Source organism: Bradyrhizobium cytisi, from assembly GCF_008123515.1.
In the GTDB taxonomy this organism is placed as follows: domain Bacteria; phylum Pseudomonadota; class Alphaproteobacteria; order Rhizobiales; family Xanthobacteraceae; genus Bradyrhizobium; species Bradyrhizobium cytisi.
Window position 1 is genome coordinate 229,715 of the sequence record NZ_VSSR01000029.1, and the last position, 26,726, is coordinate 256,440.

The 26,726-nt window shown below is 64.2% G+C and carries 30 protein-coding genes, 1 pseudogene and 1 riboswitch; of the genes and pseudogenes, 18 read left to right on the forward strand and 13 right to left on the reverse strand.

The genetic code is table 11. From position 1 onward, the window contains the following. Positions 1-30 precede the first annotated feature (30 nt). Genes FXB38_RS19405 through FXB38_RS19415 form a run of 3 tightly spaced genes read left to right on the forward strand, consistent with a single transcriptional unit; the run spans position 31 to position 2,583 of the window. Positions 31-585, forward strand: coding sequence for a nucleoside 2-deoxyribosyltransferase (locus FXB38_RS19405; protein ID WP_148752570.1), 555 nt, complete (start codon positions 31-33; stop codon positions 583-585). 26 nt (positions 586-611) lie between these two features. After that, positions 612-1,346 (forward strand): TlyA family RNA methyltransferase, encoded by a 735-nt coding sequence (locus FXB38_RS19410; RefSeq protein ID WP_148752571.1) that lies wholly within the window; start codon positions 612-614, stop codon positions 1,344-1,346. Further along, positions 1,339-2,583 (forward strand): class I SAM-dependent RNA methyltransferase, encoded by a 1,245-nt coding sequence (locus FXB38_RS19415; RefSeq protein WP_148752572.1) that lies wholly within the window; start codon positions 1,339-1,341, stop codon positions 2,581-2,583. The genes FXB38_RS19410 and FXB38_RS19415 overlap by 8 nt, the downstream gene beginning before the upstream one ends. Here the strand turns inward: FXB38_RS19415 and FXB38_RS19420 are convergent. After that, complete coding sequence (locus FXB38_RS19420) at positions 2,580-3,170, reverse strand: hypothetical protein (RefSeq protein WP_148752573.1); 591 nt, start codon at positions 3,168-3,170, stop codon at positions 2,580-2,582. The genes FXB38_RS19415 and FXB38_RS19420 overlap by 4 nt on opposite strands. A 253-nt stretch (positions 3,171-3,423) precedes the next feature. Here FXB38_RS19420 and FXB38_RS19425 point away from each other — a divergent pair, with 253 nt between their 5' ends. Both FXB38_RS19425 and FXB38_RS19435 read left to right on the forward strand, forming a co-directional pair. Then, complete coding sequence (locus tag FXB38_RS19425) at positions 3,424-4,482, forward strand: class I SAM-dependent methyltransferase (protein ID WP_187434993.1); 1,059 nt, start codon at positions 3,424-3,426, stop codon at positions 4,480-4,482. 212 nt (positions 4,483-4,694) lie between these two features. Next, positions 4,695-5,540: a nucleotidyltransferase domain-containing protein gene (locus FXB38_RS19435; protein ID WP_148752575.1), complete on the forward strand. Its 846-nt coding sequence runs from the start codon at positions 4,695-4,697 to the stop codon at positions 5,538-5,540. A 6-nt stretch (positions 5,541-5,546) separates the two neighbouring features. Here FXB38_RS19435 and FXB38_RS19440 read toward each other — a convergent pair. Together FXB38_RS19440 and FXB38_RS19445 are read right to left on the reverse strand one after the other, a co-directional pair. Beyond that, positions 5,547-6,059 (reverse strand): annotated as a pseudogene (locus FXB38_RS19440) (hypothetical protein). 125 nt (positions 6,060-6,184) lie between these two features. Continuing rightward, positions 6,185-7,063, reverse strand: a complete 879-nt coding sequence (locus tag FXB38_RS19445; protein WP_148752576.1) for a DUF1194 domain-containing protein — start codon at positions 7,061-7,063, stop codon at positions 6,185-6,187. A gap of 239 nt (positions 7,064-7,302) precedes the next feature. Continuing rightward, positions 7,303-7,381, forward strand: a riboswitch (Fluoride riboswitch). A 90-nt stretch (positions 7,382-7,471) separates the two neighbouring features. Here FXB38_RS19445 and FXB38_RS19450 point away from each other — a divergent pair. The 5 genes from FXB38_RS19450 to clpS are packed head-to-tail and all read left to right on the forward strand — an operon-like array spanning position 7,472 to position 10,215. Next, the gene (locus FXB38_RS19450; protein ID WP_148752577.1) at positions 7,472-8,683 is read left to right on the forward strand and encodes an MFS transporter; all 1,212 of its coding nucleotides are present in this window, start codon (positions 7,472-7,474) and stop codon (positions 8,681-8,683) included. Between the two features lie 16 nt (positions 8,684-8,699). Next, positions 8,700-9,089: a fluoride efflux transporter CrcB gene (gene crcB / locus FXB38_RS19455; RefSeq protein WP_148752578.1), complete on the forward strand. Its 390-nt coding sequence runs from the start codon at positions 8,700-8,702 to the stop codon at positions 9,087-9,089. A 6-nt stretch (positions 9,090-9,095) separates the two neighbouring features. Beyond that, entirely contained in the window at positions 9,096-9,524 is a 429-nt protein-coding gene (gene crcB, locus FXB38_RS19460; protein WP_148752579.1) for a fluoride efflux transporter CrcB, read from the forward strand. 2 nt (positions 9,525-9,526) lie between these two features. Then, entirely contained in the window at positions 9,527-9,868 is a 342-nt protein-coding gene (locus FXB38_RS19465; protein ID WP_148752580.1) for a DUF190 domain-containing protein, read from the forward strand. Positions 9,869-9,909: 41 nt separating this feature from the next. Further along, complete coding sequence (clpS, locus tag FXB38_RS19470) at positions 9,910-10,215, forward strand: ATP-dependent Clp protease adapter ClpS (RefSeq protein ID WP_148752581.1); 306 nt, start codon at positions 9,910-9,912, stop codon at positions 10,213-10,215. A 4-nt stretch (positions 10,216-10,219) separates the two neighbouring features. Here the strand turns inward: clpS and FXB38_RS19475 are convergent, their stop codons facing one another. Then, on the reverse strand, positions 10,220-11,209 hold the full coding sequence (locus FXB38_RS19475) for a LysR family transcriptional regulator (RefSeq protein WP_246229989.1): 990 nt from the start codon (positions 11,207-11,209) through the stop codon (positions 10,220-10,222). Positions 11,210-11,291: 82 nt separating this feature from the next. Here FXB38_RS19475 and leuC point away from each other — a divergent pair, with 82 nt between their 5' ends. The 3 genes from leuC (at position 11,292) to FXB38_RS19490 (ending at position 14,687) form a co-directional block, all read left to right on the forward strand. Next, a complete protein-coding gene (gene leuC, locus FXB38_RS19480; RefSeq protein WP_148752582.1) occupies positions 11,292-12,716 on the forward strand; it encodes a 3-isopropylmalate dehydratase large subunit in 1,425 nt (474 codons plus the stop codon). Then, a complete protein-coding gene (gene leuD, locus FXB38_RS19485) occupies positions 12,713-13,312 on the forward strand; it encodes a 3-isopropylmalate dehydratase small subunit (RefSeq protein WP_148752583.1) in 600 nt (199 codons plus the stop codon). Before leuC ends, leuD begins: the two co-directional genes overlap by 4 nt. A gap of 61 nt (positions 13,313-13,373) precedes the next feature. Next, positions 13,374-14,687 carry a 2-hydroxycarboxylate transporter family protein gene (locus tag FXB38_RS19490; RefSeq protein ID WP_148752584.1) on the forward strand — a complete coding sequence of 438 codons (1,314 nt, stop codon included), beginning with the start codon at positions 13,374-13,376 and terminating at the stop codon, positions 14,685-14,687. 39 nt (positions 14,688-14,726) lie between these two features. On the opposite strand, the gene FXB38_RS19495 is transcribed toward FXB38_RS19490, so the two are convergent. The 5 genes from FXB38_RS19495 to fabI form a co-directional block, all read right to left on the reverse strand. Continuing rightward, positions 14,727-15,221 carry a GNAT family N-acetyltransferase gene (locus FXB38_RS19495; RefSeq protein WP_148752585.1) on the reverse strand — a complete coding sequence of 165 codons (495 nt, stop codon included), beginning with the start codon at positions 15,219-15,221 and terminating at the stop codon, positions 14,727-14,729. A gap of 16 nt (positions 15,222-15,237) precedes the next feature. Next, the gene (locus FXB38_RS19500; protein ID WP_187434995.1) at positions 15,238-16,428 is read right to left on the reverse strand and encodes an adenylate/guanylate cyclase domain-containing protein; all 1,191 of its coding nucleotides are present in this window, start codon (positions 16,426-16,428) and stop codon (positions 15,238-15,240) included. Between the two features lie 79 nt (positions 16,429-16,507). After that, positions 16,508-17,596 (reverse strand): chorismate synthase, encoded by a 1,089-nt coding sequence (gene aroC, locus FXB38_RS19505; protein ID WP_148752587.1) that lies wholly within the window; start codon positions 17,594-17,596, stop codon positions 16,508-16,510. Positions 17,597-17,779: 183 nt separating this feature from the next. Continuing rightward, positions 17,780-18,379 carry a histidine phosphatase family protein gene (locus FXB38_RS19510; protein ID WP_148752588.1) on the reverse strand — a complete coding sequence of 200 codons (600 nt, stop codon included), beginning with the start codon at positions 18,377-18,379 and terminating at the stop codon, positions 17,780-17,782. A gap of 12 nt (positions 18,380-18,391) precedes the next feature. Further along, positions 18,392-19,201: an enoyl-ACP reductase FabI gene (gene fabI / locus FXB38_RS19515; RefSeq protein ID WP_148752589.1), complete on the reverse strand. Its 810-nt coding sequence runs from the start codon at positions 19,199-19,201 to the stop codon at positions 18,392-18,394. Positions 19,202-19,372: 171 nt separating this feature from the next. Between fabI and FXB38_RS19520 the strand changes: the two genes are divergently transcribed. Together FXB38_RS19520 and FXB38_RS19525 are read left to right on the forward strand one after the other, a co-directional pair. After that, a complete protein-coding gene (locus FXB38_RS19520; RefSeq protein WP_128953175.1) occupies positions 19,373-19,861 on the forward strand; it encodes a sigma-70 family RNA polymerase sigma factor in 489 nt (162 codons plus the stop codon). A 106-nt stretch (positions 19,862-19,967) separates the two neighbouring features. Beyond that, positions 19,968-20,741 (forward strand): anti-sigma factor family protein, encoded by a 774-nt coding sequence (locus FXB38_RS19525; RefSeq protein WP_148752590.1) that lies wholly within the window; start codon positions 19,968-19,970, stop codon positions 20,739-20,741. 355 nt (positions 20,742-21,096) lie between these two features. Here FXB38_RS19525 and FXB38_RS19530 read toward each other — a convergent pair whose 3' ends face one another. Then, complete coding sequence (locus FXB38_RS19530) at positions 21,097-22,062, reverse strand: DnaJ C-terminal domain-containing protein (RefSeq protein ID WP_148752591.1); 966 nt, start codon at positions 22,060-22,062, stop codon at positions 21,097-21,099. 168 nt (positions 22,063-22,230) lie between these two features. Beyond that, entirely contained in the window at positions 22,231-22,638 is a 408-nt protein-coding gene (locus tag FXB38_RS19535) for an RT0821/Lpp0805 family surface protein (RefSeq protein ID WP_187434996.1), read from the reverse strand. Positions 22,639-22,751: 113 nt separating this feature from the next. Here FXB38_RS19535 and pdxH point away from each other — a divergent pair, with 113 nt between their 5' ends. Genes pdxH through FXB38_RS19550 form a run of 3 tightly spaced genes read left to right on the forward strand, consistent with a single transcriptional unit; the run spans position 22,752 to position 24,979 of the window. Continuing rightward, positions 22,752-23,393 (forward strand): pyridoxamine 5'-phosphate oxidase, encoded by a 642-nt coding sequence (pdxH, locus tag FXB38_RS19540; protein WP_148752593.1) that lies wholly within the window; start codon positions 22,752-22,754, stop codon positions 23,391-23,393. Between the two features lie 50 nt (positions 23,394-23,443). Then, positions 23,444-24,196, forward strand: coding sequence for an SDR family NAD(P)-dependent oxidoreductase (locus tag FXB38_RS19545; RefSeq protein WP_148752594.1), 753 nt, complete (start codon positions 23,444-23,446; stop codon positions 24,194-24,196). 51 nt (positions 24,197-24,247) lie between these two features. Next, complete coding sequence (locus FXB38_RS19550; RefSeq protein ID WP_246229991.1) at positions 24,248-24,979, forward strand: class I SAM-dependent methyltransferase; 732 nt, start codon at positions 24,248-24,250, stop codon at positions 24,977-24,979. Positions 24,980-25,063: 84 nt separating this feature from the next. On the opposite strand, the gene FXB38_RS19555 is transcribed toward FXB38_RS19550, so the two are convergent. Together FXB38_RS19555 and FXB38_RS19560 are read right to left on the reverse strand one after the other, a co-directional pair. Then, on the reverse strand, positions 25,064-25,285 hold the full coding sequence (locus FXB38_RS19555; RefSeq protein ID WP_148752596.1) for a hypothetical protein: 222 nt from the start codon (positions 25,283-25,285) through the stop codon (positions 25,064-25,066). Between the two features lie 206 nt (positions 25,286-25,491). Beyond that, positions 25,492-26,469 carry a magnesium transporter CorA family protein gene (locus tag FXB38_RS19560; RefSeq protein ID WP_148752597.1) on the reverse strand — a complete coding sequence of 326 codons (978 nt, stop codon included), beginning with the start codon at positions 26,467-26,469 and terminating at the stop codon, positions 25,492-25,494. Between the last annotated feature and the right edge of the window lie 257 nt (positions 26,470-26,726).

The window sequence follows — 26,726 nt, forward strand, 5'->3', positions numbered from 1 at the left end:
TTCGGCCTGACGCGAAGCAGTGCGACGTTCATGAAAATCTATCTGGCAGGTCCCGACGTGTTCCTGCCGGATGCGGTCGAGATCGGCCGGCAGAAGGCCGCGATCTGCGCTGCCCATGGCCTCACCGGCCTGTATCCGCTCGACAACGCCATCGACCTCGCCACGCCTGACGCTTCGCGGCAGATCTTTGCCGGCAACGAGGCCATGATGGACGATGCCGACGCTATCATTGCCAATCTGACGCCGTTCCGCGGCGCCGGCGCCGATCCGGGCACTGTCTACGAGCTCGGCTACATGGCCGGCCGCCGCAAGTTTTGCATGGCCTATTCCAACGATGGCACCACCTACGCCGACCGTGTCGGCCGCTTCATGCACGTCGCCTCCGAGGACGGGCGGCTGGTCGACGCACAGGGGCTGACGGTCGAGGATTTTGGCCTCGTCGACAATCTCATGATGATCCATGCGCTGGAGCTGCACGGCTGCCCGCTGGTGACGCCGGCCAAGCAGCCCGTCGACGTTTGGCACGATCTCGCCACGTTCGAGACTTGCGTCCGGATGGCAGCCGCGCGATTGATCGCTAGATAAGCGCTTCAGTCGTCTTTGGAGAACCGATGTCCCCTGCCCGCAAGCGCGCGGATGTTCTGCTGGTCGAGCGCGGCCTGTTCGAGAGCCGGGCGCGGGCGCGCGCGGCGATCGAGGCCGGCCTCGTCAGGGCTAACGACAAGCAGGTCGCAAAGCCCTCGGAGACGATCGCCGAGGACGCGGTGATCCAGGCCGAGCCTGCGCACCCTTACGTCTCGCGCGGCGGCGTCAAGCTCGCGGGCGCACTGGAGCGCTACCCAATCGACATCGAGGACCATGTCTGCCTCGACGTCGGCGCCTCCACCGGCGGCTTTACCGAGGTGCTACTGGCCAACGGCGCGAGCCTGGTGTTCGCCATCGACGTCGGCACCAGCCAGCTGCATGCCTCGCTGCGCGATCATCCCAAGATCGTGTCGATAGAGGGGACCGATATCCGCAGCTATGAGGGCAAGCGACTACCGGCGCGGCCCGATGTCGTCGTCATCGACGTCAGCTTTATTTCGCTCAAGGCGGTGCTGCCCGTGGCGCTGTCGCTCGCGGCTGCGCCGATGAGCCTGCTCGCCCTGATCAAGCCGCAGTTCGAGGCGGATCGGAAGCACAACAAGAAAGGCATCATCCGCCACGCCGCGGTGCATCAGGAGATCTGCGACGACATCGCGGCCTTTGCCGCGTCGCTCGGCTGCACCGACATCGAGGTGTTTCCCTCCCCGATTGCGGGCGGGGACGGCAACATCGAATTCTTCCTGGGCGCGCGCCGTGGTTGAACGCGTCACGATCGATCATGTCGGCCATCGCGGCGATGGCGTCTCGCTGACGACCGGCGATGCGGTCTACGTGCCCTACACGCTTGGCGGCGAGAGTGTCGAGGCAGACCATGTCGCGGGCCATCCTGACCGCCGCAAGCTGCTCGCGGTCGACGTCGCAAGTCCCGAGCGTGTTGAGCCGTTCTGCCCGCATTTCGGCATCTGCGGCGGCTGCGCGATCCAGCATTGGGCGGCCGAGCCCTATCATGCCTGGAAGCGCAACATCGTGATCGAGACGCTGGCGCAGGCCGGCATCGATTGCGAGGTGGCGCCGCTGGTCGATGCCCATGGCGTTGGCCGCCGGCGCGTGACGCTGCACGGAAGGTTCGGCACGCATGACGTGCTGAAGGTCGGGTTCTCGGCGGCAAGCTCGCACGACGTGATCCCGATCCATCGCTGCCCGATCCTCGATCCCGCGCTCGATGGCGCGCTCGATGCCGCCTGGGCGCTCGCGGAACCGCTGACGTCAAAAATGCCAGTGACGAAGCCGCTCGATATCCAGGTCACCGCGACCGCCAGCGGCCTCGATGTCGACGTGCGCGGCTCCGGCCCGCTGCCGACGCCGCTGGTCACGGCGCTGTCGCGCGTCGCCGAGCAGCATCGCCTGGCGCGGCTGACGCGGCATGGCGAGCTGGTGCTGCAACGCGTGCCGCCGACATTGCAGATGGGCCGCGCCGAGGTGACGCTGCCGCCGGGCTCGTTCCTGCAGGCGACGGTGGCGGGGGAAGAGACCCTCGCTGCACTCGTTGCCGAGCGCGTTGGCAAGGCAAAGGAGGTTCTCGACCTCTTCTGCGGCGTCGGCCCGTTCGCTCTGAGGCTCGCCGAGAAGGCGCGTGTCACGGCTTACGACAACGACGCCGGCGCGATTGCCGCGCTCGCGAAGGCCGCGCGCACGCCGGGGCTCAAGCCGATCAAGGCCGAGCCACGCGACCTGTTCCGCCGTCCGCTGGTGCCGCCGGAGCTGCGCGATTTCGATGCCGTGGTGTTCGATCCGCCGCGCCAGGGCGCACAGGCGCAGGCGCTCAAGCTTGCCGCGAGCAAGGTGCCCGTCGTGATTGCGGTATCCTGCAATGCCGCAACCTTTGGCCGCGACGCGCGGCTCTTGATCGACGGCGGCTACAGGATCGACACGGTGGTGCCCGTCGACCAATTCCGCCACACGCCCCATGTGGAGCTAGTGGCGAAGTTTACGCGTTAGCGCCGAAGCGCGCCCAACGCCGGGGACTCGCCCGGCAGCATGTTCGACCTGATGTCGCTATCCATGCGGCCCGAGTCCCGCTGGGTGAACCCGGCCCCGAACGACAGGCTTAGGTTGGATGTCGGCTTGAATTCGACACCCCCGAATGCGCCATAACCGGGTGCAGCGCTGGAGGTCAGCGGCGCAACCGAACTGCCAATGCCGTTGCCATATTTCAGCGTGTCGAAACCGGCAAAGAACGTCACGGGCATATCGCCCGCGCTCTTCGTGTTGTAGCCGAACTGCGTGCTGTCGTAGGACAGCGCGCTGAGATTGCCGGCCAGTCCCGCCTGGCTGAAACCGCTCAGACCGAGATTGCCGCTCTGGCTTCCGATAAAGAAACCGGGGCGAAAGCCATAGTCCCCACGGGCATCGCCGGCACCGAAGCTTGGAAAGTTGCCGTAGCTGTCGGCGCTGCTGCCAACGCCGAAAGCCCCGCCCGGAATCCAATACTGCAGGGGTGCGACCTGCGCATGAGCGGGCACCCCGCCAAGGCAAAGCACGGCGAACAAGGCTGCAAAACCACAGGAGCGAGCGAGGCTGGACATTCCGGCTACCGTCAAAAGTTCTCCGGTTATATCCTCCAAACATCGCGAATGCCAGCGGAGCGGCGCCGGCTGTCGCGTCATCAAGTTCCGGGATTACGTCTTGCCGACACGTTGAACCTCGCCCTCGCCGGATTGACCCACATAGAGGACGCACATGCTCAGGCCGCGGCTTTGACCGCGAAAGCCTGCGCAGTCTTGCAGCGCGCAATTGCGCAGACCCTTGAAAATGCCCAACGTTGGTATGGAGGCTGTCATGGAGGTCAATTCCGACAGGTTGAATGCCTTTATGGGAAAGATGATCACCGAGGTTGGGGCCGCGATCAACGCGTCGCTGGTCCTGCTGGGCGACAAGCTCGGTCTCTACCGCGTCCTTGCCGCCAAGGGACCTATGAATTCCGCTGAGCTGGCAAGCGCCACCGGAACGAACGAACGCTACGTCCGCGAGTGGCTGGCGAGCCAGGCGGCTTCCGGTTACGTGGAATACGACTCCGTTTCCGGCAAGTTCTCGATGCTGCCGGAACAAGCAATGGCGCTTGCCGACGAGGACAGCCCGGTGTTTCTCGGCGCAGTCGGCAATGTCATCGCCGCGGCGTTTCTCGACGAGCCGAAGATTACGGATGCATTCAAGTCCGGTAAGGGCGTCGGCTGGAACCGGCGCAGCGAGTGCCTGTTCTGCGGCACCGCCCGCTTCTTCCGCACCGGCTACATGCATCATCTGGTGCAAGAATGGTTGCCCGCGCTCGACGGTGTCGTGGACAAACTGAAGCGCGGCGCCAAGGTCGCCGATGTCGGCTGCGGCCACGGCGTCTCGACGCGGCTGATGGCGGAAGCCTTTCCGAACTCGCGCTTCTATGGCTTCGACTATCACGAGGGCTCGATCGAGGCGGCGCGCAAGGCGGCAGCCGAGGCCAAGCTCGGCGATCGCGTCAACTTCGCGGTTCACTCGGCCAAGACCTATCCGGCCGAGGGCTACGATCTCGTCTGCTTCTTCGATTGCCTGCACGACATGGGCGATCCCGTCGGCGCCATCAGCCACGTGCGTCAAACCATGGCGAAGGACGGCACCTGCATGCTGGTCGAGCCGTTCGCGGGCGACCGCCTCGAGGATAATCTCAACCCGGTCGGGCGCGTCTACTATGCGGCGTCGACCATGATCTGCACGCCGGCCTCGCTCGATCAGGAGGTGGGCCTCGCGCTCGGCGCGCAAGCCGGCGAGGCAAGGCTGCGCAAGGTCGCCAGCGAAGGCGGCCTGTCGCGCTTCCGTCGCGCCGCCGAAACACCCTTCAACCTGATCCTGGAGGCACGGATCTGATCCGGGCGCCGCGGTCGACCTTGTCAGGCCGCGGCGTCCGTCCCCATCCCACGCAACCTAGCATGCGCACCAAGGCCTTGAATGGGTCACGCCGCGCCGTAAGCTGACGATCGAACAGGGCGGCGCTGATCACGATGCAGGCGGAAGCCCCAAATGATAGCGTCTCGCCGCTACCGTCGCTTGCGGCGAAATAGAAGCAGTACACGTCGTTCATGACGCAAGATCCCTTGCTCACGCGCCTGACATCCGCTTTTGCCGAAGTGCCGGGCGTCGAGGCCATTGTGCTCGGCGGCTCGCGTGCGCGGGGCAGCGCGCATACGACGTCCGACTACGATATCGGCCTCTATTTCACGGCGGCCGCTCCGCTGGATATGGAACGGCTGCTGGCCGCCGCGAAGGCGGTCGCCGAAAACCCGGCGGCCGCTTCAGTGACGCCGATCGGCGAGTGGGGACCGTGGATCGTCGGCGGCGCGTGGCTGTCGGTTGAGGGATACAAGGTCGATCTGCTCTACCGTAACGCCGATGCCGTCGAAGCTGTGATGGAAGCCTGCCGCGCCGGGACCGTCACCATGGACTACCAGCCCGGTCATCCGCACGGCTTCTGCTCGGCCATCTGGATGGGCGAGATCGCCTATTGCCAGCCGATGCACGATCCGCGAGCCCTGATCGCGCGACTGAAATCTATTGCGCTGCCCTATCCGCGATCCCTGCGCGATGCTTTGATCCGGCGCTTTCAATGGGAGGTGCTGTTTGGCGTCGAAAATGCCGAGCTTGCCATCGCGCGCGACGAGCGGACCCACATTGCCGGATGCATCTACCGATCGCTCGTCTGCGTCGCACAGGTCCTGTTCGCGCTGAACGAGCGCTATCTCATCAATGAAAAGGGCGCGCTGCCGGAAGCAGCGCACTTGCCGCTGACGATTCCGCATCTGGCCGAACAGGCAAAGGAGGTCTGGCAGCTGATTGGCGACGGCGTCCTCGCGCCCGCCTGCAATGTTGTGCGGGAAATCGACCGGCAATTGCAGGCGCTGACGCCGTCGAGCGGCAAGCAACCGTGAGAGCGGCTACGCCGTCACATCGACCGAGGACGATGAATCCGCCGGCGGATATTTGGTCACCGGCACCATGAAGGACTTCATGCCGACCTGTTAGATGATCTTGCCATTCTTCCCGTCATCCGTCGCGATCTGGGATTGCCCGAACATGATGACGTTCTTGTAGACGATGCCGGTGCCCTGGCGGGTGATGCCGTCGGTGGTGACGCTGACCTGCGCTTCGTTGCCGTTGGCGCCTCCCGCGGAGAACAACAGCACGAGGTTCTTGCCGTCCTTGGTGCCGACCGTCACCGAGCCGAAGGTGATAAGCGAGCCGGTGATCTGGGCAAAACCACGCTCGGTGTGCCCGTTATGGGTGTACTCGACCTGTGCACGGCTGCCGCGGATGTTCACGACCTTGAAGCCGACGGGCTGGTTATTGCCTGCCCAATTGCCCTTCCATTCACCGAGCAGAGCGCTCTGGTGATACATCCGCTCATTGGCGGGCGAAATCTGGCTGGTGCTTTGCGTGACGATGGCCATGAATCTGCTCGGAAGCAGCGTCAGAAACATTCAGAAACACATCGAATAGGCCACGCCGCAGTCAACCAACGGTTAATCCAACCGTCGCGCGCGGCGAGACAATTGGCCTCACCGGGGGTGGGACTTTAGCGGCCCCAGCGGTCCGACCAGATTTTCTCGCCGATCAGGCAGTTCACGCGCGGCTCCTTGTCCTTCTCCGCAACGTGCACGACCGGATGCTCGGGTGTGCGGCCTGCAACTTCCATCAGCAGCTTGGTGCGGATCGCTTCCTTGAACTTTTCGCGATCCTTGATCGAGATCACGAAGGAGCCGGGACCGCCAATGACGCAATCCTCGTAATAGTAATCGAGGTTGTCGATATCCATGGTCGAATAGGATGGCTCCTTCACCATGATCGGCAGGCCGTTGATGATGATGCCTTTCTCGAGCGCAGCATCCCGCGCCAAGGTGACCGGGCTGCCATTGTTGTTGGGGCCGTCGCCGGAGATGTCGATGACGCGGCGAATTCCGCGATAGGGATCCTCATCGAACAGCGGCATCGCAAATCCGATCGCGCCGGAGATCGAGGTGCGTGAGGCGCGCCGGATTGGCGTCTTCATGATCTCGGTTGCGACCGCGTCCGCCGTCTCCGGTCCGTCGATGAGACGCCACGGGATGATGATCTTCTGATCGGAGGACGCGGCCCATTCGAAATAGGTCACCGCGATCCTGCCGTTGGGGCCGACCTTCAGCGCCTGCAAAAACTCCTTGGACTGGATCGCCTGCGCATAACCCTCGCGCTGAATCGCGAGTTCGTCCATGTCCATGGAGTAGGAGACGTCGACCGCGAGGATCAGCTCGACATCGACCGACTGCGCGTCACCGTCGGCCGCCTGTCGCTGATGTCTTGACGGTTCAAATTTCGGCGGTTCAAATTTAGGACTTGGTGCCGCGATGCCCGCGACATCCCCTCCGGCAAGCACGCCGGCCACCAGCACAGCCCCGATCGAGAACAGCAAGCGCATCGCAGCCTCCCGTCGTATGACGCGATGGTGACATGCAAACGGCTTGCCGCAAAGTGCGAAGATCGCTTGTGCTTCACATTCAGGTTAGAGATTTGCAGGTTAGATATTTGCCAGGTTAGAGATTTGCGCGTTGGGATTTTCGTGCGTTGCGCGAAACCGCCGCCATATAGCCACGCTGGCGCCGCCATGGGACAGAGCGCCCGCCTACTTGTTCCCTGTGATTTCCATGCTAGGCTGACCATGCAGATGGGGATGGAGTCCCCCGACAACCGCCCGGCGGCCGAACGACCGTAGTGGGCTGATGACTCCTGCTTGAGGTGAGGCATTCATGAGCCTCTGCCTTAGGCGGGAGCATGGACAAGCCCGCCGCTGGCGGGTTTTTTGTTGTCTGAATACGAAGGTCAGGACGTGACGACGACCACACCGAATGCTGCGCGCACCAGGCTGCCCAGGGGAATCTGGGTGCTCGGCTTCGTCTCGATGCTGATGGACATCTCCTCCGAGATGATCCACGCGCTGCTGCCGGTCTATCTCGTCACCGTGCTCGGCGCCTCCACGCTCACCGTCGGCTTCATCGAGGGTATCGCGGAGGCAACCGCTTCGATCACGAAAATCTTCTCCGGCGCGTTGTCGGACTGGCTCGGCCGGCGCAAGCTGCTCGCCGCCCTCGGCTATGGCCTGGCCGCCCTGACCAAGCCACTGTTCCCGCTCGCCCCCAGCGTCGGCTGGCTGGTCGCGGCGCGCTTCATCGACCGCGTCGGCAAGGGCATCCGCGGCGCCCCCCGCGATGCGCTGATCGCCGATATCTCGCCGGCGGGCCTGCGCGGCGCGAGCTTCGGCCTGCGACAATCGCTCGATACGGTCGGCGCCTTCGTAGGACCACTCGCCGCGATCGGCCTGATGTGGTGGACGGCGGATCATTTTGCCGCGGTGTTCTGGGTGGCCGTCGTACCGGCGTTTTTGTCCTTTGGCCTGATCGCATTCGCGGTCAATGAGCCGGAGCCGGACGCAAGTCGAAAGCCTGCCAAGAACCCTCTCAACACCGCCGCCATGCGGCAGCTGGGGCCCGTATACTGGCGCGTCGTCGCGGTCGGCGTCGTCTTCACGCTCGCCCGCTTCAGCGAGGCCTTCCTGATCCTGCGTGCGCAGAACATCGGCCTCAATGCGATGTGGGTGCCGGCGGTGCTGGTGCTCATGAACATCACCTACGCGCTCTCGGCCTATCCGGCCGGTGTGCTGTCGGACCGGATCAACCGGACTGCCCTGCTCGCGCTCGGCCTCGTTTTTCTCGCCGGCGCCGACCTCGCACTCGCACTGCTGCCGAGCCTCCCCGGCCTCGCACTTGGCGTCGTGCTCTGGGGTCTGCACATGGGACTGACGCAAGGCTTGCTCTCGGCCCTCGTCGCCGATACTGCACCATCAGTGCTGCGCGGCACCGCCTTCGGCTATTTCAACCTGTTCACTGGGCTTGCCTTGCTGGCCGCGAGCGTGATCGCCGGCGCGCTGTGGGACGCCTATGGTCCGGTCAGCACCTTCCTAGCAGGGCTTGGCTTCGCGCTGGCCGCGCTCGCGGGACTGCTTGCCGTCGGCAACGACTTGAGAACGGAGAGCAAGGAATGACGGGAGACGGTTCATCGTGCTGAGCGGAGTGATCGCAATCATGGTCGGCTGCGTGCTGGGCGGCTGCGCCCGCTATTTTGTTTCCGGCGTGATCGCGCGGCGAATGGGGGAGACCTTTCCCTGGGGCACCATGACGATCAACGTCACTGGCGCCTTCCTGATCGGCATCTTCGGCGCGCTCGCGACCCATCCCGGCTCGGTGTTCGCCGCGCCCAATCCGTGGCTGTTTGCCGTGACGGGGTTCCTCGGCTGCTACACCACGGTGTCTTCGTTCAGCCTGCAAACGCTGACACTCGCCCGTAACGGTGAGCCGGCGCACGCACTCGGCAATGTCGTGTTCTCGGTTGGACTGTGCCTCCTCGCCGTCAGTTGCGGCTTCTTCCTCGCCGACGGCTTTGGGGGCTAGAGGCGGATGAAATTGCCCTCTTTCACCGACCGCTGGCCCAGCGCGATGCTTTATGCCTGGGTTTCCTTCGGGAGCATCCTTGGCGGGCTGGCGCGCTATTTCGTCTCGCTCGTGCTCGAGACCGGCCCGGGTTTTCCGTTTGCGACGCTGTTCATCAACGCCACGGGATCCATGATCATCGGCTTTTATGCGACGTTGACCGGTCCTGACGGCCGCGTGCTGGCGCGGCCCGAGCACCGGCAGCTCGTCATGACCGGGTTCTGCGGCGGCTACACCACGTTCTCGGCCTTCAGCCTGGAAACCTTCCGCCTGTTCCATGGCGGCATGAAATTGACCGCGCTCGCCTATGTCGCGGCGTCCATCGTCTGCTGGCTGGTGTCGGTCTGGCTCGGCCATATGATGGCGAGCCGCTACAACCGCTTGAAAAGGAGTTGACCATGCAGATCCCCAATCAGGCTGTTTCACTCCGCATTTTCATCGGCGAGAGCGACTATTGCGAGGGCAAGCCGCTCTATGAAGCAATCGTGCTGAAGGCGCGCGAGCTGCACCTTGCCGGTGCCACCGTGCTGCGCGGCCCCATGGGCTTCGGCAAGTCGAGCCGGCTACACACCTCGAAGATCCTGCGGCTGTCGGAGGATCTGCCGTTGCTGATCGAGATCGTCGACAGCGAGGACAACATCAACGCATTCCTGCCCATCCTGGATGGCATGATGTCGAGCGGGCTGATCACCTTGGAGAAGGTGCAGGTCCTGCAATATGGTAAGAAGGCCGCGAGCTGATCGCCGGCAGGAACCCAAGCCCGCCGTTTCCGGGAGGCGGAATGAACGACACTGTCACCACGCCGAAAACCAGGACCAGGACCAAGGTCGAGCGGCCAAAGCTACACAAGGTCATCCTGATCAACGACGACTACACCCCGCGTGAGTTCGTAACCATGATCCTGAAGGCCGAATTCCGCATGACCGAGGATCAGGCCTACAAGGTCATGATCACCGCGCACAAGTTGGGCGCCTGTGTGGTCGCCGTGTTCACCAAGGACGTCGCTGAAACCAAGGCCACCCGCGCCACCGACGCCGCCCGCACCAAAGGCTATCCGCTGCTGTTCACGACGGAGCCGGAGGAATAGGGCTTTAGCCCCGGCTCCGACGCACGCGAGGCGCCTTGCGCGGGCTGCTCGGGGGCGGATGCTCCTGAACGTGCGTCCAGAACGCTTCGGCCGCCGGCGTCAGTCGCGATCGCGGGCGGAACACGCGGATCTCGATCGGTATCTCCCACTCCTGTCCGCCGGCCTTCACCAGCGCGCCCGATGCGAGCTGATCCACGATGAGGCTCTCGGGAAGCCAGGCCATGCCGCGGCCGGCCTGGACCATGGTGACGAGAAGCTTTGCAAGATGCGACGTGAACGCCGGTTTCAGATGCGCGCCAAGCGGCGAGGTCGAACGTACCGCGTCGAGGATTTTTCCCATTCCGGACTCCTGACGGTAGCTCAGGACCGGCACCGGTGCCGCTTCCGTTCCAGGAAGCCTGAAGCGCGCGGCCCTGCCTGATCGCGATGCCGGCAGGGATGCCGGGATCAGGCAGTCGTCGCCGACATGAGCCGAGCGGAACTGCGAGGTCGTCAGCGCTGTGACGACGGCGGGATGATGGTGGCAAAGCAAAAAGTGCACCTCGCCCGCAAGCAGCATGCGCTCGCACGCCTCCATGTGGTTGGCGACCAGCTGGACGTTCGGCACGAATGACAGCATCGTTTCGATTCCGCGCAGCCAGTCCGGAAAGAACGTCAGCGACAGCGCATTGGTCGATGCGAATTTCAACACGTCGGAAGCGCCGCGCGCGAGCTCCTGCGCCTCCAGGCGGCCGGCGGACAGGCGGCGGATGATGTCCTCGGCGGTCAGGCGGAATGCATCACCGGCGGGCGTGAGGCTGACCGCGTGGGTCGTGCGCTCGAACAGCGCCGCCCCGGCCCACACTTCCAGCGCCTTGATCCTGCGGCTCAGAGCCGGCTGCGACGAATTCCGCTGCTCGGCCGCGCGCGAAAAGCTGCGGGCCGATGCCACCGCGATGAAATCGTGCAGCCAGTTGATCTCCATGGCACCGCCTTGCTTATGCAAATACCGCATAATCATATCACGAGGTGACATTGGATTTCCAGAAGGCCGGCCTGCACCCTCGAAGAAAGTCAGATTTCTCTGGAGAGGCCGAATGTCCGGGCGCACGCTCTACGACAAGCTGATCGATACGCATATGGTTCGGCGCCTCGACGATGACGGGCTGGTGCTGCTCTATGTCGATCGTACCGTGCTCAACGAATATACCAGCCCGCAGGCCTTTGCCGGCCTGCGCGCCGCCGGACTCAAGGTCTGGAATCCGTCCGCAGCGCTGATGGTGGTCGATCACGTCAATCCGACCGCGGCTCGCCGCACACGACAGATGCCGGATGCCGACGCCGCGCGTCAGGTCGATTATTTCGCCGACAACGCCCGCGACTTCGGCATCGAATATTTCGACATCCTCGATCCGCGCCAGGGCATCGAGCATGTCGTCGCCCCCGAGCAAGGGTTGGTCATGCCGGGCATGGTCATCGCCGCCGGAGACAGCCACACCACCGCGTACGGCGCCTTCGGCGCGCTCGGCTACGGCATCGGCACCTCCGACATCGAGCATTATCTGGCGACGTCGACGGTGTGCTACCGCCGACTGAAGACGATGCGCATCCATGTGACCGGGCATCCGCCGCTCGGGGTGACGCCGAAGGACATCGTCATGGAGATCATCCGCCGCATCGGCGCCGATGGGGCCACCGGCTATGCGGTCGAATTCGCCGGCCCTGCCGTGACCGAGATGAGCGTCGAGGGACGCATCGTGATGTCGATCATGATCGTCGAAGCCGGCGCACGCGGCGTCGTCATCGCGCCCGACCAGAAGGTGCTCGATTATCTCAAGGGGCGGCCACGTGCGCCGAAGGGCGATATGTGGGACCGCGCCGCAAAGACCTGGTTGCAGCTTCGTTCCGATTCCGACGCCCGCTTCGACCGGGAGATGACGATCGATGCCGGCGCTGTCGCCCCGCTGGTGACGTGGGGCACGAGCCCGGACCAGGCGATCGCCGTGACCGATCGCGTGCCGGATCCCAACAGCAATGTCACGGCGGAGCGCAAGACGGCGGACACACGTGCGCTCGCCTATATGGGCCTGACGGCCGGAACGCCGATCCAGTCGGTGCCGATCGATTTCGCCTTCATCGGCTCATGCACCAATTCGCGCATCGAGGATCTGCGCGATGCGGCGCGCATCTTCAGGGGCCGTCACGTCGCAACCGGCGTCCGCGCCATCGTCGTTCCCGGATCGACACAAGTCCGCGCGCAGGCCGAAGCGGAGGGGATCGCGCAGATCCTGATCGACGCGGGCGTGGACTGGCGGCAATCGGGCTGCTCGATGTGCCTTGCGATGAACGACGACATTCTCGCGCCGGGGCAGCGCTCGGCCTCCTCGACCAACCGTAATTTCGAGGGCCGCCAGGGGCCCGGCGCGCGCACGCACCTGATGAGTCCGGCGATGGTCGCGGCCGCCGCAGTCACCGGCCGCATCACCGATGTGCGCGACCTGATCGGAGGAGATTTGCAATGACGCCGTTCCATCGCGTCTCCGGCGCTGCTGCACCGATGACGACGCCCAATATCGACACCGACGTGATCATGCCAAAGATGTTCCTGAAGGGTGTCGACCGCAGCGGTCTCGGCGACGGCGCCTTCAACCTGCTTCGGTTCATCGCGGGAAAGCCCAATCCAGATTTCGTGCTGAATAGGGACGGCTATCGTGACGCCAGCTTCCTGATCGTCGGATCGAATTTCGGCTGCGGGTCGAGCCGCGAGCACGCCGTATGGGGCCTCCAGCAACTCGGCATTCGCGCCCTGATCGGCACCACCTTCGCCGGCATCTTCAACGACAATTGCGCCAATAACGGCCTGCTGACGATCAGCCTCGATGCCGCCACGGTCGGCACCCTCGCCGGCATCGTCGCGAGCCCTGCAAGCAACAGGCTCACTGTCGACCTCGAGCAGCAGACCATCCGCAGCGACGGCGGCACCATTCTCTTCGCGATCGAGTCGGCGCGGAAGGAGGCGTTCCTCACGGGGCGCGATGCGATCAGCTCGACGTTGGTCTTTTCCGATGACATCCGCGCCTTCGAGGCGCGGCACCGGGCGGACAATCCCTGGTTCTGAGCGCGAGCGGAGCGCGCAGACCGGCAACCAAACAAACATAAAACGACAGAGGGAGGCATTGTTGACCGACACCACCATCAAGCTCACGGAGACGACGCAACCATCCGCGCTCACCGCGTTGAAAATCGGTCCGCTCCCGATCACCGTCTATTTTCCCGCAGCGCTCGTCTGCGCCGCCGCGGTCTATTCCGGAAAACTGCCAAATGATGTGATCGGCGGGCTCTCGGTGCTGATGCTGCTCGGCTTCCTGCTCGGCAAGCTCGGCCAGACCATTCCCGTCGTGAAGCGGATCGGCGGCACCGCGATCATGTGCCTGTTCGTGCCGGCCGCGATGGTTGCCTACGGCTTGATGCCGGAGACGGCGCTCAAGGCGATCACCACGACGTTCCGCACCGCGAACTTGCAGTATTTCTTCATCGCCTGTCTCGTCGCCGGCTCGATCCTCGGCATGCCGCATCGCGTCCTGGTGCAGGGGTTTCTCCGGATGTTCGTTCCGCTGCTGGTCGGCACAATCAGCGCCATCACCATCGGCATCACGGTCGGACTGCTGTTCGGTCATAGCCCGAGGGAGACGTTCTTCTTCGTGATCATGCCGATCATCGGCGGCGGCCTCGCCGAAGGTGTGCTGCCGCTATCCATTGCCTATTCTGAAATGCTGCACCGGCCGCAGGCCGAGCTCGTGGCGCAGATGGTGCCTGCGGCGCTGCTCGGCAACGTCGTCGCCATCGTCGCGGCCGGACTTCTCGCCCGTCTCGGCGAAAAACGGCGCGACCTCAACGGCCAGGGCATGCTGGTGAAAACAGGCGATGACGACATTCTGGGCCCGGCGCGATCCGACCACCCGATCGATCTCAGCCTGTTAGGTGCCGGCATTGTGCTGTCCTGCGTACTGTTCGTGCTCGGCATGGTGCTCGCGCCCTATACCGGCATTCCCGGCCCGATCCTCATGATCATCGCCGCGGTCGCGCTCAAGCTGACAAAGCTGTTGCCGGCCGAGATGGAGCTCGGCGCCTACCAGATCAACAAGTTCATGTCGACCAGCCTCACCTTCGCGATCCTGGTGGCGATGGGAACGCTGCTGGTGTCGTGGCAGCAGCTCGTGGCGTCGTTCAATCCCGGCTACATCGCGATCTGCACGACGACGGTGCTGGCGATGGTCGCATCCGGCTTCTTCGTCGGAAAATGGCTGAACATGTATCCGGTCGAGGCGGCGATCGTGACGGCCTGTCATTCCGGGCTCGGCGGCACCGGCGACGTCGCCATTCTCGGCGCCGCGGACCGCATGGGACTGATGGCCTTTGCCCAGATCGCGACCCGCGTCGGCGGCGCCATCATGATCGTGATCGCAACGCTGGCGATGAAGATCGCGTACTAGGGTCTTCACGCGACGGCCGGCATTGCCGCGCAACGCCGGCTAGCCCTTGAGGCGCGCCATGATGATTTCGTCGTGATAGGTGCCGTCGATCACGATCGCCATCCGCTTGATGCCCTCCTCGACGAACCCAACCTTGCGATAGAGGGCGGCAGCGGCGGTGTTGGTCGCGAAGACGCCGAGCTCGATACGCCTGAAGCCGAACACATCTGCCGCCTCAATGGCTTGCCGCAACAGCCGTTCGCCAAAGCCTTTGCCACGGAACTCCGGTACAAGCCCCATGAAGAGATCGCCGACATGCGCCGAGACCGCGCGACTGGCCGGCGGCACGTTGCACCATCCGACCACGGCGCCGTCGACGACGGCGACGATTTGCGGATAGCCGCGCTCGACATTGCGTGCGACGAAGGCGCTGACCTGCTCGATCGGCGGCGCCTCCACCAGCGCGATGTATTTGCGCTCGCGGGCGACAATGTCGACGGCCGCACGAAAGGCGTCGGTGTCAGCGATCTCGATCTGGCGGAATTCGACATTCATGGGCGGCTTCGGTGCCTCACGCCATCACCACCGGCGTCTCCTCGGCGAGCCCGTACACGCGCTGCGCCTTGGAAAATCCTGCGATCGGAAAATCGCCGAGATCGCGCCAGTCATGCTGGCAGACATTGGCGAAGCCCTCTGACGCCACGACGGTGCGTCCCAAGCGGCCGGCGATTTTCTCCATTCTTGCCGCGAGATTGACGGCTGGGCCAATGCAGGTGAAGTCGAGCCGGTTTCCACCGCCGATATTGCCATAGAGGATGGTGCCGACATGCAGTGCGACGCCGAAGCGGAAGCGTTCGATGACGTCGCCAACCGGAAAAGCGAGCGCCTCGACGCTGGCGCGGGATTCGCGGGCGGCTTCCAGCACGCGCGTGCAGACATGCGCGGTATCGCCGACATATTCGTCGATCGGGAACACAGCGAGCAGACCGTCACCCATGAACTTCAAGACTTCGCCGCCGTGGCCGCGGATCGCCGTGACCTGGCAATCGAAATAATGGTTGAGGATCTCGACCACGGTCTCGGCCGGCAGCCGGTCAGATAGCGCGGTGAAGCCGCGCAGATCCGACAGCCAGATCGCAGCCTGCATGGTGTCGTTGTGACCGCGGCGGATCTGGCCTCCCAGGATACGTGCGCCGGCGCGATTGCCGACATAGGTGTCGAGCAGCATCTCGGCGGTGCGGCGCAAGCTGATGATCTCGCTGACGCGCGCGAGCGGCGCCACGAGGGTCCGGATCGCGGCGATGTCGTCTTCGCTGAAACCGCCGGGACGTCGCGTGACCCAGCTCGTCGCGTGGATCGAACCGTCGAGATATGGCATCGGCATCGCGAAATAGTCGGTCACGCCTTCGGCGCGCATGTCGTCGAGGAACGGAAACCGCTTGCTGTCCGGATCGTCCATCCGTCCCCGGACCTCCAGCCCCTCCTCGAACACGATCCGGAGCGGGCTCCTGGCGAATTCGGGCGTGTCCAGAATCTTGAAATCAACGGTGCCGATCTCGACCTTCTGGCCTTCCCGCCAGATGAAATTGCGGCCGAAGATTTCCGGATGCAGCGTGCGGATGAAGATGCCGAACCGCCACAGCGGCAGCCCGGCCTCGACCAGATGCTCGCAGACCTCGGCGATCATCTCGGAAGGGGCCCCGGACGACCTCGCGCCGTCGATCAGCCAATTGGTGATGCGCTGGATCTCGGAGTTTTGCATGTCCGCATTTGCGGACGAAGTTTTGGCGACGTCAAGCTGCGCGGTGGCTAGTACCGCGACACGAACGCCTCGCCCTGCTCTATCGCCCGACCTGCCCGCGATCGCGCAAGAAGTGATCGGCCAGCACGCAGGCCATCATGGCTTCGCCAACGGGGACGGCGCGAATGCCGACGCAGGGGTCGTGGCGGCCCTTGGTCATGATCTCGGTGTCGGCGCCCTGCCGATCGACAGTGAGACGCGGCTGCAGGATCGACGAGGTCGGCTTCACCGCAAAGCGCACCACGATCGGCTGTCCGGTGGAGATGCCGCCCAGAACGCCGCCGGCGTGATTGGACAAAAAGCGCGTGCCATCATTGCCGGTGCGCATCTCATCGGCGTTCTCTTCGCCGGTGAGCTCGGCCGCGCCAAAGCCGGCGCCGATCTCGACGCCCTTCACGGCGTTGATGGTCATCATCGCACCCGCCAGATCAGAGTCGAGTTTTGCGTAGATCGGGGCACCAAGGCCGGGCGGCACGCCTTCGGCGACGATCTCGAGCACGGCACCGATCGAGGAGCCGCTCTTGCGGATGCCGTCGAGATAGGTCTCGAAGAACGCTGCCTTGTCCTTGTCCGGACAGAAGAACGGATTTTTGGCGATCTCGTCCCAGTCCCACTTGTCGCGGTCGACCTTGTGCGGGCCCATCTGCACCAGCGCGCCACGCACCTTGATGTCAGGCAGCACTTTTCGCGCGATCGCACCGGCGGCGACGCGCGTCGCCGTCTCTCGCGCCGAGGAGCGCCCGCCGCCGCGATAGTCGCGCAGGCCGTACTTCGCCTCGTAGGTGAAGTCGGCATGGCCGGGACGAAACTTGTCCTTGATTTCCGAGTAGTCCTTCGAGCGCTGGTCGGTGTTCTCGATCAGAAGCCCGATCGGCGTGCCCGTCGTCACCTGCACGCCGGTCTCCGGATGCGCCATCACGCCGGACAGGATCTTGACCTGGTCCGGCTCCTGGCGCTGGGTGGTGAAGCGCGACTGGCCCGGCTTGCGGCGGTCGAGGTCGCCCTGGATGTCGGCTTCGGTGAGCGGGATCATCGGCGGGCAGCCGTCGACCACGCAGCCAATTGCCCCCCCATGGCTCTCGCCAAAGGTGGTGACGCGGAACATGTGGCCGAAGGTGTTGAAGGACATCGCTGCTCGCTGGCTGGTAAGTCAGTGCTGACTTAGCTCGCCCTGAAATATGGGTCAAATATACCGACGGCCGTCATGGCCGGGCTTGTCCCGGCCATCCACGTTCTTGGTCACAACGAGAAAGTCCGTGGATGCCCGGGACAGGCCCGGGCATGACGGCGGAGGGCGGGGCGACGAGCCGGGCTAACTATACTTGTCCAGCCGGCCATCGCGGAACACGTAGACGGCGCCCTGCTCGATATAGAGCTCGGCGGCGCTGGCCGGCGTCTCCAGGCCGAGCGAAACCATCAGGGCCCGGCAGGTGCCGCCGTGGGCGACCGCGACGGTGTCGGTCCGGAGCTCGTCGTACCAGGCGCGCACGCGGACCTGCACATCGGCGTAGGTCTCCCCGCCCGCGGGCCCTACGGTCCATTTGTCGGCGAGGCGCCTGGCATAGATGTCGGGATCGGTCGCCTCACTCTCCGCCAGCGTCAGCCCTTCCCAGACGCCGTAGCCGATCTCGCGCAGGCGATCGTCCAGCGCGTAGTCGGCAGGCGGCAATTCGAGCTTGCCGCGCACGAGTTCCATGGTCATGCGCGAACGCCCGAGCGGGCTCGACACGTAGGGCAACGCGGCCTTGTCGCGGCCGTCGCGCTTGAAGAGATCGGCGAGAATGCCACCGGCTTGCACCACCTGATCGCGCCCGCGCGCGTTCAGCGGAATGTCCTTGGTGCCCTGGAGCCTGCCGAGCGCATTCCACTCGGTCTCGCCGTGGCGAAGGTAATAGATCGTGGGCACGGGCATTGCTGGTCGTGGTCAGTCCTTCGGCGCATCGGGTCGCATCATGCCCAGCACGTTGTAGCCGGAATCGACATGGTGGACTTCGCCGGTAACGCCGCGCGACATGTCCGACAGGAAATACACTGCGCTGTCGCCGACCTCCTCGATCGTCACGTTCCGCCGCAGCGGCGCGTTGACCTCGTTATATTTCAAGAGCAGGCGTGAATCGGCGATGCCGGCGAATGCCAGCGTCTTGATCGGGCCGGCCGAGATCGCGTTGACGCGGATCGCCTTCTCGCCGAGATCGGCCGCAAGATAGCGCACGCTGGCTTCGAGCGCGGCCTTTGCCACGCCCATCACGTTGTAGCGCGGCATCCACTTCTCGGCACCGTAATAAGAGAGCGTGACGATCGAGCCGCCGTCGGTCATCAGCTTCTCGGCGCGCTGCGCGAGCGCGGTGAGCGAGTAGCAGGAGATCAGCATCGACTTGGAGAAGTTTTCCGGCGTGGTGTCGACATAGCGGCCGTCGAGCTGTTCGCCATAGGCGATCGCGTGCACGACGAAGTCGATCTTGCCCCATTTTTCCTTGAGGGCGTCGAAGGCAGCATCGATGGTCGCGGCATCGGTGACGTCGCAATGGCCGAGCACGAGCGCGCCGAGTTCGGCGGCGAGCGGCTCGACGCGCTTTTTCAGCGCATCGCCCTGATAGGTGAGTGCGATGTCGGCGCCGGCCGCTTGGCATGCCTTGGCGATGCCCCAGGCGATCGAGCGGTTGTTGGCAACGCCGAGGATCACCCCGCGCTTGCCTTGCATCAGTCCTTGCATCAGTCCTGAATTCTGCGCCATTTGCTAACGTCCTGTAGCTCTCGTTAGCGTCTGGAGGTACACCAGCCCTCCCCTGCGGTACAGTCCTAATACGCGGCGTTAACGCTGTTTCGAGCGCCGGAATAGCCGTTCCGTTCGGGTGTTATGATCGTTGAGGCGCTCGCGCCTGATGTGAAGGACGTCTAGACGGCAATGAGTGCGTTTCGCCAGAGCGTGGAAGCCATGATCCCGGCGTTGCGCCGCTACGCCCGCGCGCTCACGCGCGATGCGGATGCGGCCGACGATCTGGTGCAGGATACGCTGGTGCGTGCGTTGCGTTCGGAGCGATTGTTTCTCGGAGGCGACGTCAGGAGCTGGCTCTACACGATCCTGACCAACCTCAACAAGAACCGGCGGCGCTCGCTGGCAAGGCGGCCGCAATTCATGCAGCTGACGGAGAACAACCCGGATGCCAGCGGGACGGAGGCGGAAGGACGTGACATCGAACGTGCACTCTCGACGTTGGTCGAGGAGCAACGCTCGGTGCTGCTCCTGGTAATGCTGGAGGGCATGAGCTACCGCGAGGTCGCCGACATCCAGGGCGTGCCGATCGGCACCGTCATGTCCCGCCTGGCACGCGCCCGCGCACACGTTAAAGCGTCGCTGGAGGGCGAGCGCCCGGCGCTCAGGCGGGTGAAATGATGGCAGGATTGATGCATCGCGCATGCCACGTCCGCTGCACGGAGAGAGAAGCAGCGCAGTTGAACCGCGTCAGATATTTTGGGCCGCAGAGCCAGAGACGACCGATATGAACGACCGCAATATTCCCGTAACCGAAGACGAGCTACACGCCCTTGTCGATGGCGAGTTGCCGACCGAGCGCCGCGCCGACGTCGAGGCCTGGCTTGCCGCACATCCTGAGGATGCCGAGCGGGTGCAATCCTGGCGCGCCATGGCCGAGATGCTGCATGCCCGCTACGACAACGTCGCCCAGGAGCCGGTGCCGGTCCGGCTGGAGCTCGAGCGGCTGGAGCGCCGTCCGCGGCAATGGCTCTACGGCGCGGTCGCCGCCACGCTGGTTGCCTTCATCGCCGGCGGCGCGGCCGGCTGGGTGGCGCATGGCGCCGCCAATGCACCCTCGACCTTCCAGAGCTTTACGACGGATGCGCTCGATGCCCACCGCCTTTATGTCGTCGAGGTCCGCCATCCCGTCGAGGTCGGCGGCAACGAGCGCGACCACCTCCAGGCCTGGCTGACCCGGCGCTGCGGCTGGACCGTGTTCGCCCCCAATCTGGAGGGGAGCGGGCTGAAGCTCGTTGGCGGCCGGCTGCTGCCGGGGCCGAACGGGCCGGCGTCCTTCCTGATGTATGAGGGCGCCTCGGGCGAGCGCTACACGATCTACACCGCCAAGACCGAGAGCGGCGCAACGCAGATGCGTTACGCCAAGGCGGACAAGGATGGCGCGCTGTTCTGGGCCGAGCGCGGCGTCGGCTACGTCGTCAGCGGCGGCGGCGCCGACCGCGATCGCCTGACCAAGGTGGCGCAGGCGGTGTACGACCAAGCCGAGAAAACCGGCGGCTGAACAACCCGCCATATCTCAAGCTTCGCTTGGGCGTCCTTCAAACCGCGCCGTGCCTCGATTCCGTCATTGAAAATTTCGAATCAAGACATGTGTGCGTCTCATTATCGCACCGGGTGTTCACGCGAATATGAGCAGCGTTCGATCCGCCGATCGACGCGGGCGGCCTCGATTGGGGTTTTTGGTACCGCGCTGGTCCCCCTCTCGAGGCCGCACCTTTTTATCGGCTGCCCCGCCGGACATCCGACACGTCGAGCATACGAGCCGAGAAGCGCTACCGCGCCTCAGGCGTATGATGAGCATCATCTGCTGGAAGATGCGCTAGACCGTAGGAGAACCCCTCCGGTTGGATCTCGCCCTAACCAAGCCCGCTACGTGGATTGTAGGGGTGTTGGTCCCGCCACTTCTCCATCAATGCTTCAAGCTCGGCGTCGTTCCCGTCCGGTAGCATAATCCTGATGGTAACGAAGAGATCCCCGGTTCCGCCAGATTTCGGCAGGCCCTTACCTTTGAGTCGGAAGGTCCGGCCGCTGGAGGTGTTTTTCGGGACCGACAGTTCCACGGCATTGCCGAGTGTGGGCACGCGGACCTTACCGCCGAGCACAGCTTCGTAGAGCGTGACCGGCAGGTCGATCCTGAGGTCGGCACCCTCGATCTTGAAGAACGGGTGCGGGGCGATGCTGATGGTGATCAGGAGATCGCCGGGCGGATGGCCTTGGGCGGTCTCGCCCTGGCCGCGCAGCCGGATCTGCTGACCCTCGACGACGCCCGCCGGAATCTTGACGTTGAGTTCCTTGCCATTCGGCAGCCGGACGCGCTTCTCGCCACCCTTGACCGATTCTTCCAGCGAGACGGACATGGCGACGTTGACGTCGAGATCGAGCCCGATCCCGCCGGTGTCGAATTCGAACTGGGCACCGCCGCCGGCCCCAGGGCGCGCACCGCGCATCCCGCCGCCGAACATGCTGTTGAGGATGTCCTCGAACGCGCCCGCGCCTTGGCCGGGGCCTGCCCCGCCGCCACGGAAATTGTAGCTCTCGAACCCGCCGGGACCCGCGCGACCGCGCGGTCCGCCGCCGCCCGGAAAGCCCTGGAAGCGCGGCTTGCCCTCGGCATCGATCTCGCCGCGGTCGAACTGCTTGCGCTTGTCCTCGTCGCCGATGATCTCGTTGGCCGAATTGATCTCGGAGAAGCGCTCGGCGGCCTTGGGATCATCCTTGTTGCTGTCGGGATGATGCTTCTTGGCCAGCTTGCGATAGGCGCTCTTGATCGCGGCAGCGCTAGCGCTCCGCGGCACCCCCAAGATCTCATAGGGGTCGCGCATCCGTCACGTCTCCTCTTGGGAATACGAAATGTCGAAAGGGGCTGCCCGCCCCCATCTGAGCCACATGTGGGGGCGAGTGGCATTTTTGCAACTAGTCAGTCGAGCCGAATCTCTAAGTTTGGAGCATGATCTTATCGGAAAACCGGCCTCCACTTTTCCGGATCATGCTCAGCTCCGCCACGGCTTTAGCGTATGAATCTCCCAACGGCCACGGCTGCTTTGGCAGCCGGCACCCTGGAGCCAGCTTTCGGTCGTCCCGTTGACGTAGCTCGCCAGGAAATCGCGGCACTTGCGACCGTCCTCGGCGGCGTAGGATTGCGCGATCGGCGTCACCGAGCCGCGCGCGCCGGTTTCAGGATTCTCCCAGTGTTGGGATGCATCCTTGTCGCCCTTGCTCAACACGTCGGAGGCTGCATTGCGGGCGAAGGCGAGATCGGTCTCGGTCGGAGGGGCGTCCTTGGCCGGCCGTGCGATCGAGCCGGTGAGGTCGTTGTCGTCGGCCTTGGCGTAGGCATTGGTGTCAGTTCGGGGCAGACTGCAGCCGCCGGCGCCGAGCCCGATCAAAATCATCGTCATGGCAAGGCCCGACGGCCGCATCGCCGATAGGCCAACGCGTCCCCATGCCCTATATAGGGCAGTAGCAGACAACAGCGCGCTTTGGGCCGCGGGACGCAATTCGGACTCCAGACATGACCGACACGACCTCGATGAAACACCAGACACCCTTAACATCCGGTGATTTCACCGCCGCCGACGAGCCTTTTGCGCTGTTCGAAGCCTGGCTGAACGAGGCGATCAAGAGCGAGCCGAACGATCCGAACGCCATGGCGCTCGCAACCGTCGATCCCGACGGCCTGCCCGACGTGCGCATGGTGCTGATGAAGGGCTTCGATACCGAAGGTTTTGTCTTCTACAGTCACATCGCAAGCCAAAAAGGCCGCGAACTCGCCGCAAATCCTAAGGCGGCTTTACTTTTTCACTGGAAGTCGCTGCGCCGTCAGGTCCGCATCCGCGGCAACGTGACGCCGGTGACCGACGCCGAGGCCGACGCCTATTTCGCGACGCGACCGAAGCAGGCGCAGATCGGCGCCTGGGCCAGCAAGCAGTCGCAAGAGCTGGAGAGCCGCTTCGCCTTCGAGCGGGCCATCGCCACGGTCGCCGCCAAACATGTCATCGGCGAAGTGCCGCGGCCACCGGGTTGGAGCGGCTGGCGCGTCACGCCGGTGCGCATCGAGTTCTGGCACGATCGCCCATTCCGTCTGCATGACCGCATCGAATTTCGCCGTGACGTGGCCGGCCAGAAGTGGTCCAAGACGCGGATGTATCCTTGAGCCTTGTCTCGAATCTTGTCTCGAATCTTGGGCCGACCTGAAAGATGTCCATGCCGCATTCGTCCAATGCGCCGCGCCGCACGCTACTTCTGACCGGAGCTAGCCGCGGTATCGGCCACGCCACCGTGATCCGCTTCTCGTCGGCGGGATGGCGCGTCATCACCTGCTCGCGGCATCCCTTCCCCGAAGATTGCCCGTGGGATGCGGGCCCCGAGGACCACATCCAGGTCGATCTCGGCAATCCCCAGGACACCACGCGCGCGATCTCCGACATCCGCGACCGCCTCGAGGGCGGCATGCTGCACGCGCTGGTCAACAACGCCGCGATCTCGCCGAAAGGTCCAGGCGGCTCCAGGCTCGGTTCGGTCGACACCGACCTCGACACCTGGACGCACGTCTTCCACGTCAACTTCTTCGCGCCGATCATGATCGCGCGGGGCTTGATCGACGAATTGAAGGCGGCCAAGGGCTCGGTCGTGAATGTCACCTCGATCGCAGGCTCGCGCGTGCATCCCTTCGCGGGCGCTGCGTACGCGACCTCCAAGGCCGCACTCGCGTCCCTGACGCGCGAGATGGCCTCGGACTTCGGCCGCGTCGGCGTGCGCGTCAACGCGATTGCGCCGGGCGAGATCGACACCTCGATCCTGTCGCCGGGCACCGAGAAGATCGTCGAGCAGCAGATTCCGATGCACCGCCTCGGCACACCGGACGAGGTCGCCAAGATCATCTACGTGCTGTGCACGGAGACCAGTTCTTACGTCAACGGCGCCGAGATCCACATCAACGGCGGCCAGCACGTCTAGGCCAGGTAACGCATGGGCCGGTTTGCGAGCACGGCGTCAACTTACGAGCACTTGCGGCCGCCCTACCCGGGCGCGTTCTTTCGCAGCGTCGCGCAGAAGCTCGGCCTCTCCGAACGATGCGCCTTGATCGATCTGGGTACCGGCCCCGGGTTGCTCGCGCTGGGCTTCGCACCCTATGTCGGCCGTATCGTCGGCGTCGACCCTGAAATCGCGATGCTCGAGGCTGCGCGACAAGCGGCGGCGCGCGCAGGGCAAGAGCTCACGCTGCTCGCAGGCAAGGCCGAGACGCTCGCCTCCGAGATCGGCACGTTCGACATCGTCACGATCGGCCGCGCGCTACATTGGATGGATCGCGACGCGACGCTCGCGCGGCTGGATGGACTGGTCGCGCGCGACGGCGCGATCGTGATCTGCGCCTCGTTCTCGGTCACCGACGGCCGCAACCCATGGCTTGATGGCTACAACGAGATCCGCCGCCGCTGGTCACCCGCGAATCTCTGGGAGGCAGCCGGCCGGGGCACGCGGACCCATCGCGACCTTCCCGCGTTCTTCCGCGGCAGCGCCTTTGCACCCACCGAGCTCGTCACGGTCGAGATCCGCCACACGGTCAGCATGCAGGACCTGGCGCAACGCACCCTCACCTATTCGTCGTCCTCACCGGAAGCGTTGGGCGACAACGTCGAAGCGATGTTGCACGACGTCGAGAGCCATCTGGCATCGTTCAGCCGCGACGGCGCGATCGCCGAGACCATCGTCTCGACGGCGCAAATCGTGAAGCGCTAGATGATTTGCCGCGAAAGGCGGGAAGCCAGGCGATCCAGACAACGCCGCCGCAAGACTGGATCGCCCGCCCTTCCCTTCCACTCCTCAATCCAGGCGAATCCGACGCGACCGTTCGCGCAGCCGCGGAGCGGCGGCTGCGTTGAATGCGGTCGAGCAATCGTCATCGTTCTCGCCATCGAGCAGCGGAGCACCACAGTGCCGGCACATGCGTGCCGACAACGACGGCGCCTTGCCGCTCGCCACGGCCTGACGATAGCTCGTCAGGTCGATGACGTTGCGGGGCGTCGTTATCTGTTTTTCAACCATGGCTGTTCCTCGCGGCTAACCCGTTGCTTATCGCAGACAAGTTTCGCGCAAACGTTCAGCCCACTGCTCAAATTTTACCGGAGGAATTGGGGCACAGCACACGCATCACCGCATAGCCGCAATGACGCTCTATTCTGCGACACCATCAGCCCCGTCTCTACGACCGGCGTAAGGTCTCGGTCACTATTTTCGGAGCGCAGGCCGGCTCAGAGCCACTTCTTCCACTTGAAGATCCAGTACGGAACGATCGCTGCGAACAGCATCAGCACCAGCGCAAACGGATAGCCGTGCGTCCATTCGAGTTCCGGCATCGACTTGAAGTTCATGCCGTAGATCGAGGCGATCAGCGTCGGCGGCATCAGGACAACGGCCATGACCGAAAACAGCTTGATGATGTTGTTCTGCTCGAGATTGACGACACCGAGCATGGCGTCGAGCACGAAGGTGATCTTGCTGGAGAGATAGGAGGCGTGGTCGGTCAACGAGACGACGTCGCGCTGCATGGTCTTGAGCTGCTCGCGCATGTCCTTTGACCATTTCACGCCCTCCACCACCGCGGACAGGAACGTGACGACGCGGCCGATCGACACCAGGCTCTCGCGTACCTTGGAGGTCAAATCGCCCTTGCGGCCGATCGAGATCAGGATCTGCGAATATTGCTTGGCGTGGCCGTGACGCTCGCTCTCGGGCTCGAAGATGTCGTGCGAGACCTGGTCGATCTCGGCGCCGCAGCGTTCCAGAATGTCGGCGCAGCGGTCGATGACGGCATCCAGCAGTTCCATCAGCACCATCTCGCCGGTGATCCCCGGGGTGCAGGACCGCGCCAGCTTGGCCTCGACCAGGGCGAACGGCTTGGGCTGGTCGTAGCGCACCGTGACCAGGCGATGGTCGCCGAGGATGAAAGTCACTGCCGTGGTCCGGGGCATGTCGGTATCGGAATGGCACATCAGCGTCGCGGTCATGTAGCGGGCGCTGTTCTCGATATAGAGGCGGCTGGAGATCTCGATCTCCTGCATGTCCTCCCGGGTGGGGATCGCGATCCCGGACAGCTTCTCGACGGCCTTGTCCTCGGCTGCGGTCGGATTGACCAGATCGATCCACACCGCGTGCTCCGGTACCGCCGCGAGGTCATCGACAACGGCCTTCTTCAGGGAGGAGTCGGTCGGAACGAACACAGAAAACATCAACAACTCCAGCGAAGCCTGCGACAGATTGACGGCGCTTAGCGCGATTCTGACAAGTTCATGATGACAAGCACATTAACGGAGCGTTTGCATTTGTGGCGCCGACGCGGCTCGACCGTGGCATGGAATCGACAATTCGGCATTTCCTGCCCAAAAACCGGCCCAAGGGCGCAAAACTTGCGGCAAAAAAGCCACAGGTTGGGTCTCGCAGCGCGGGAAAAGCCCCTAAACGCTGGAATTGTGGCAGATTTCAACGA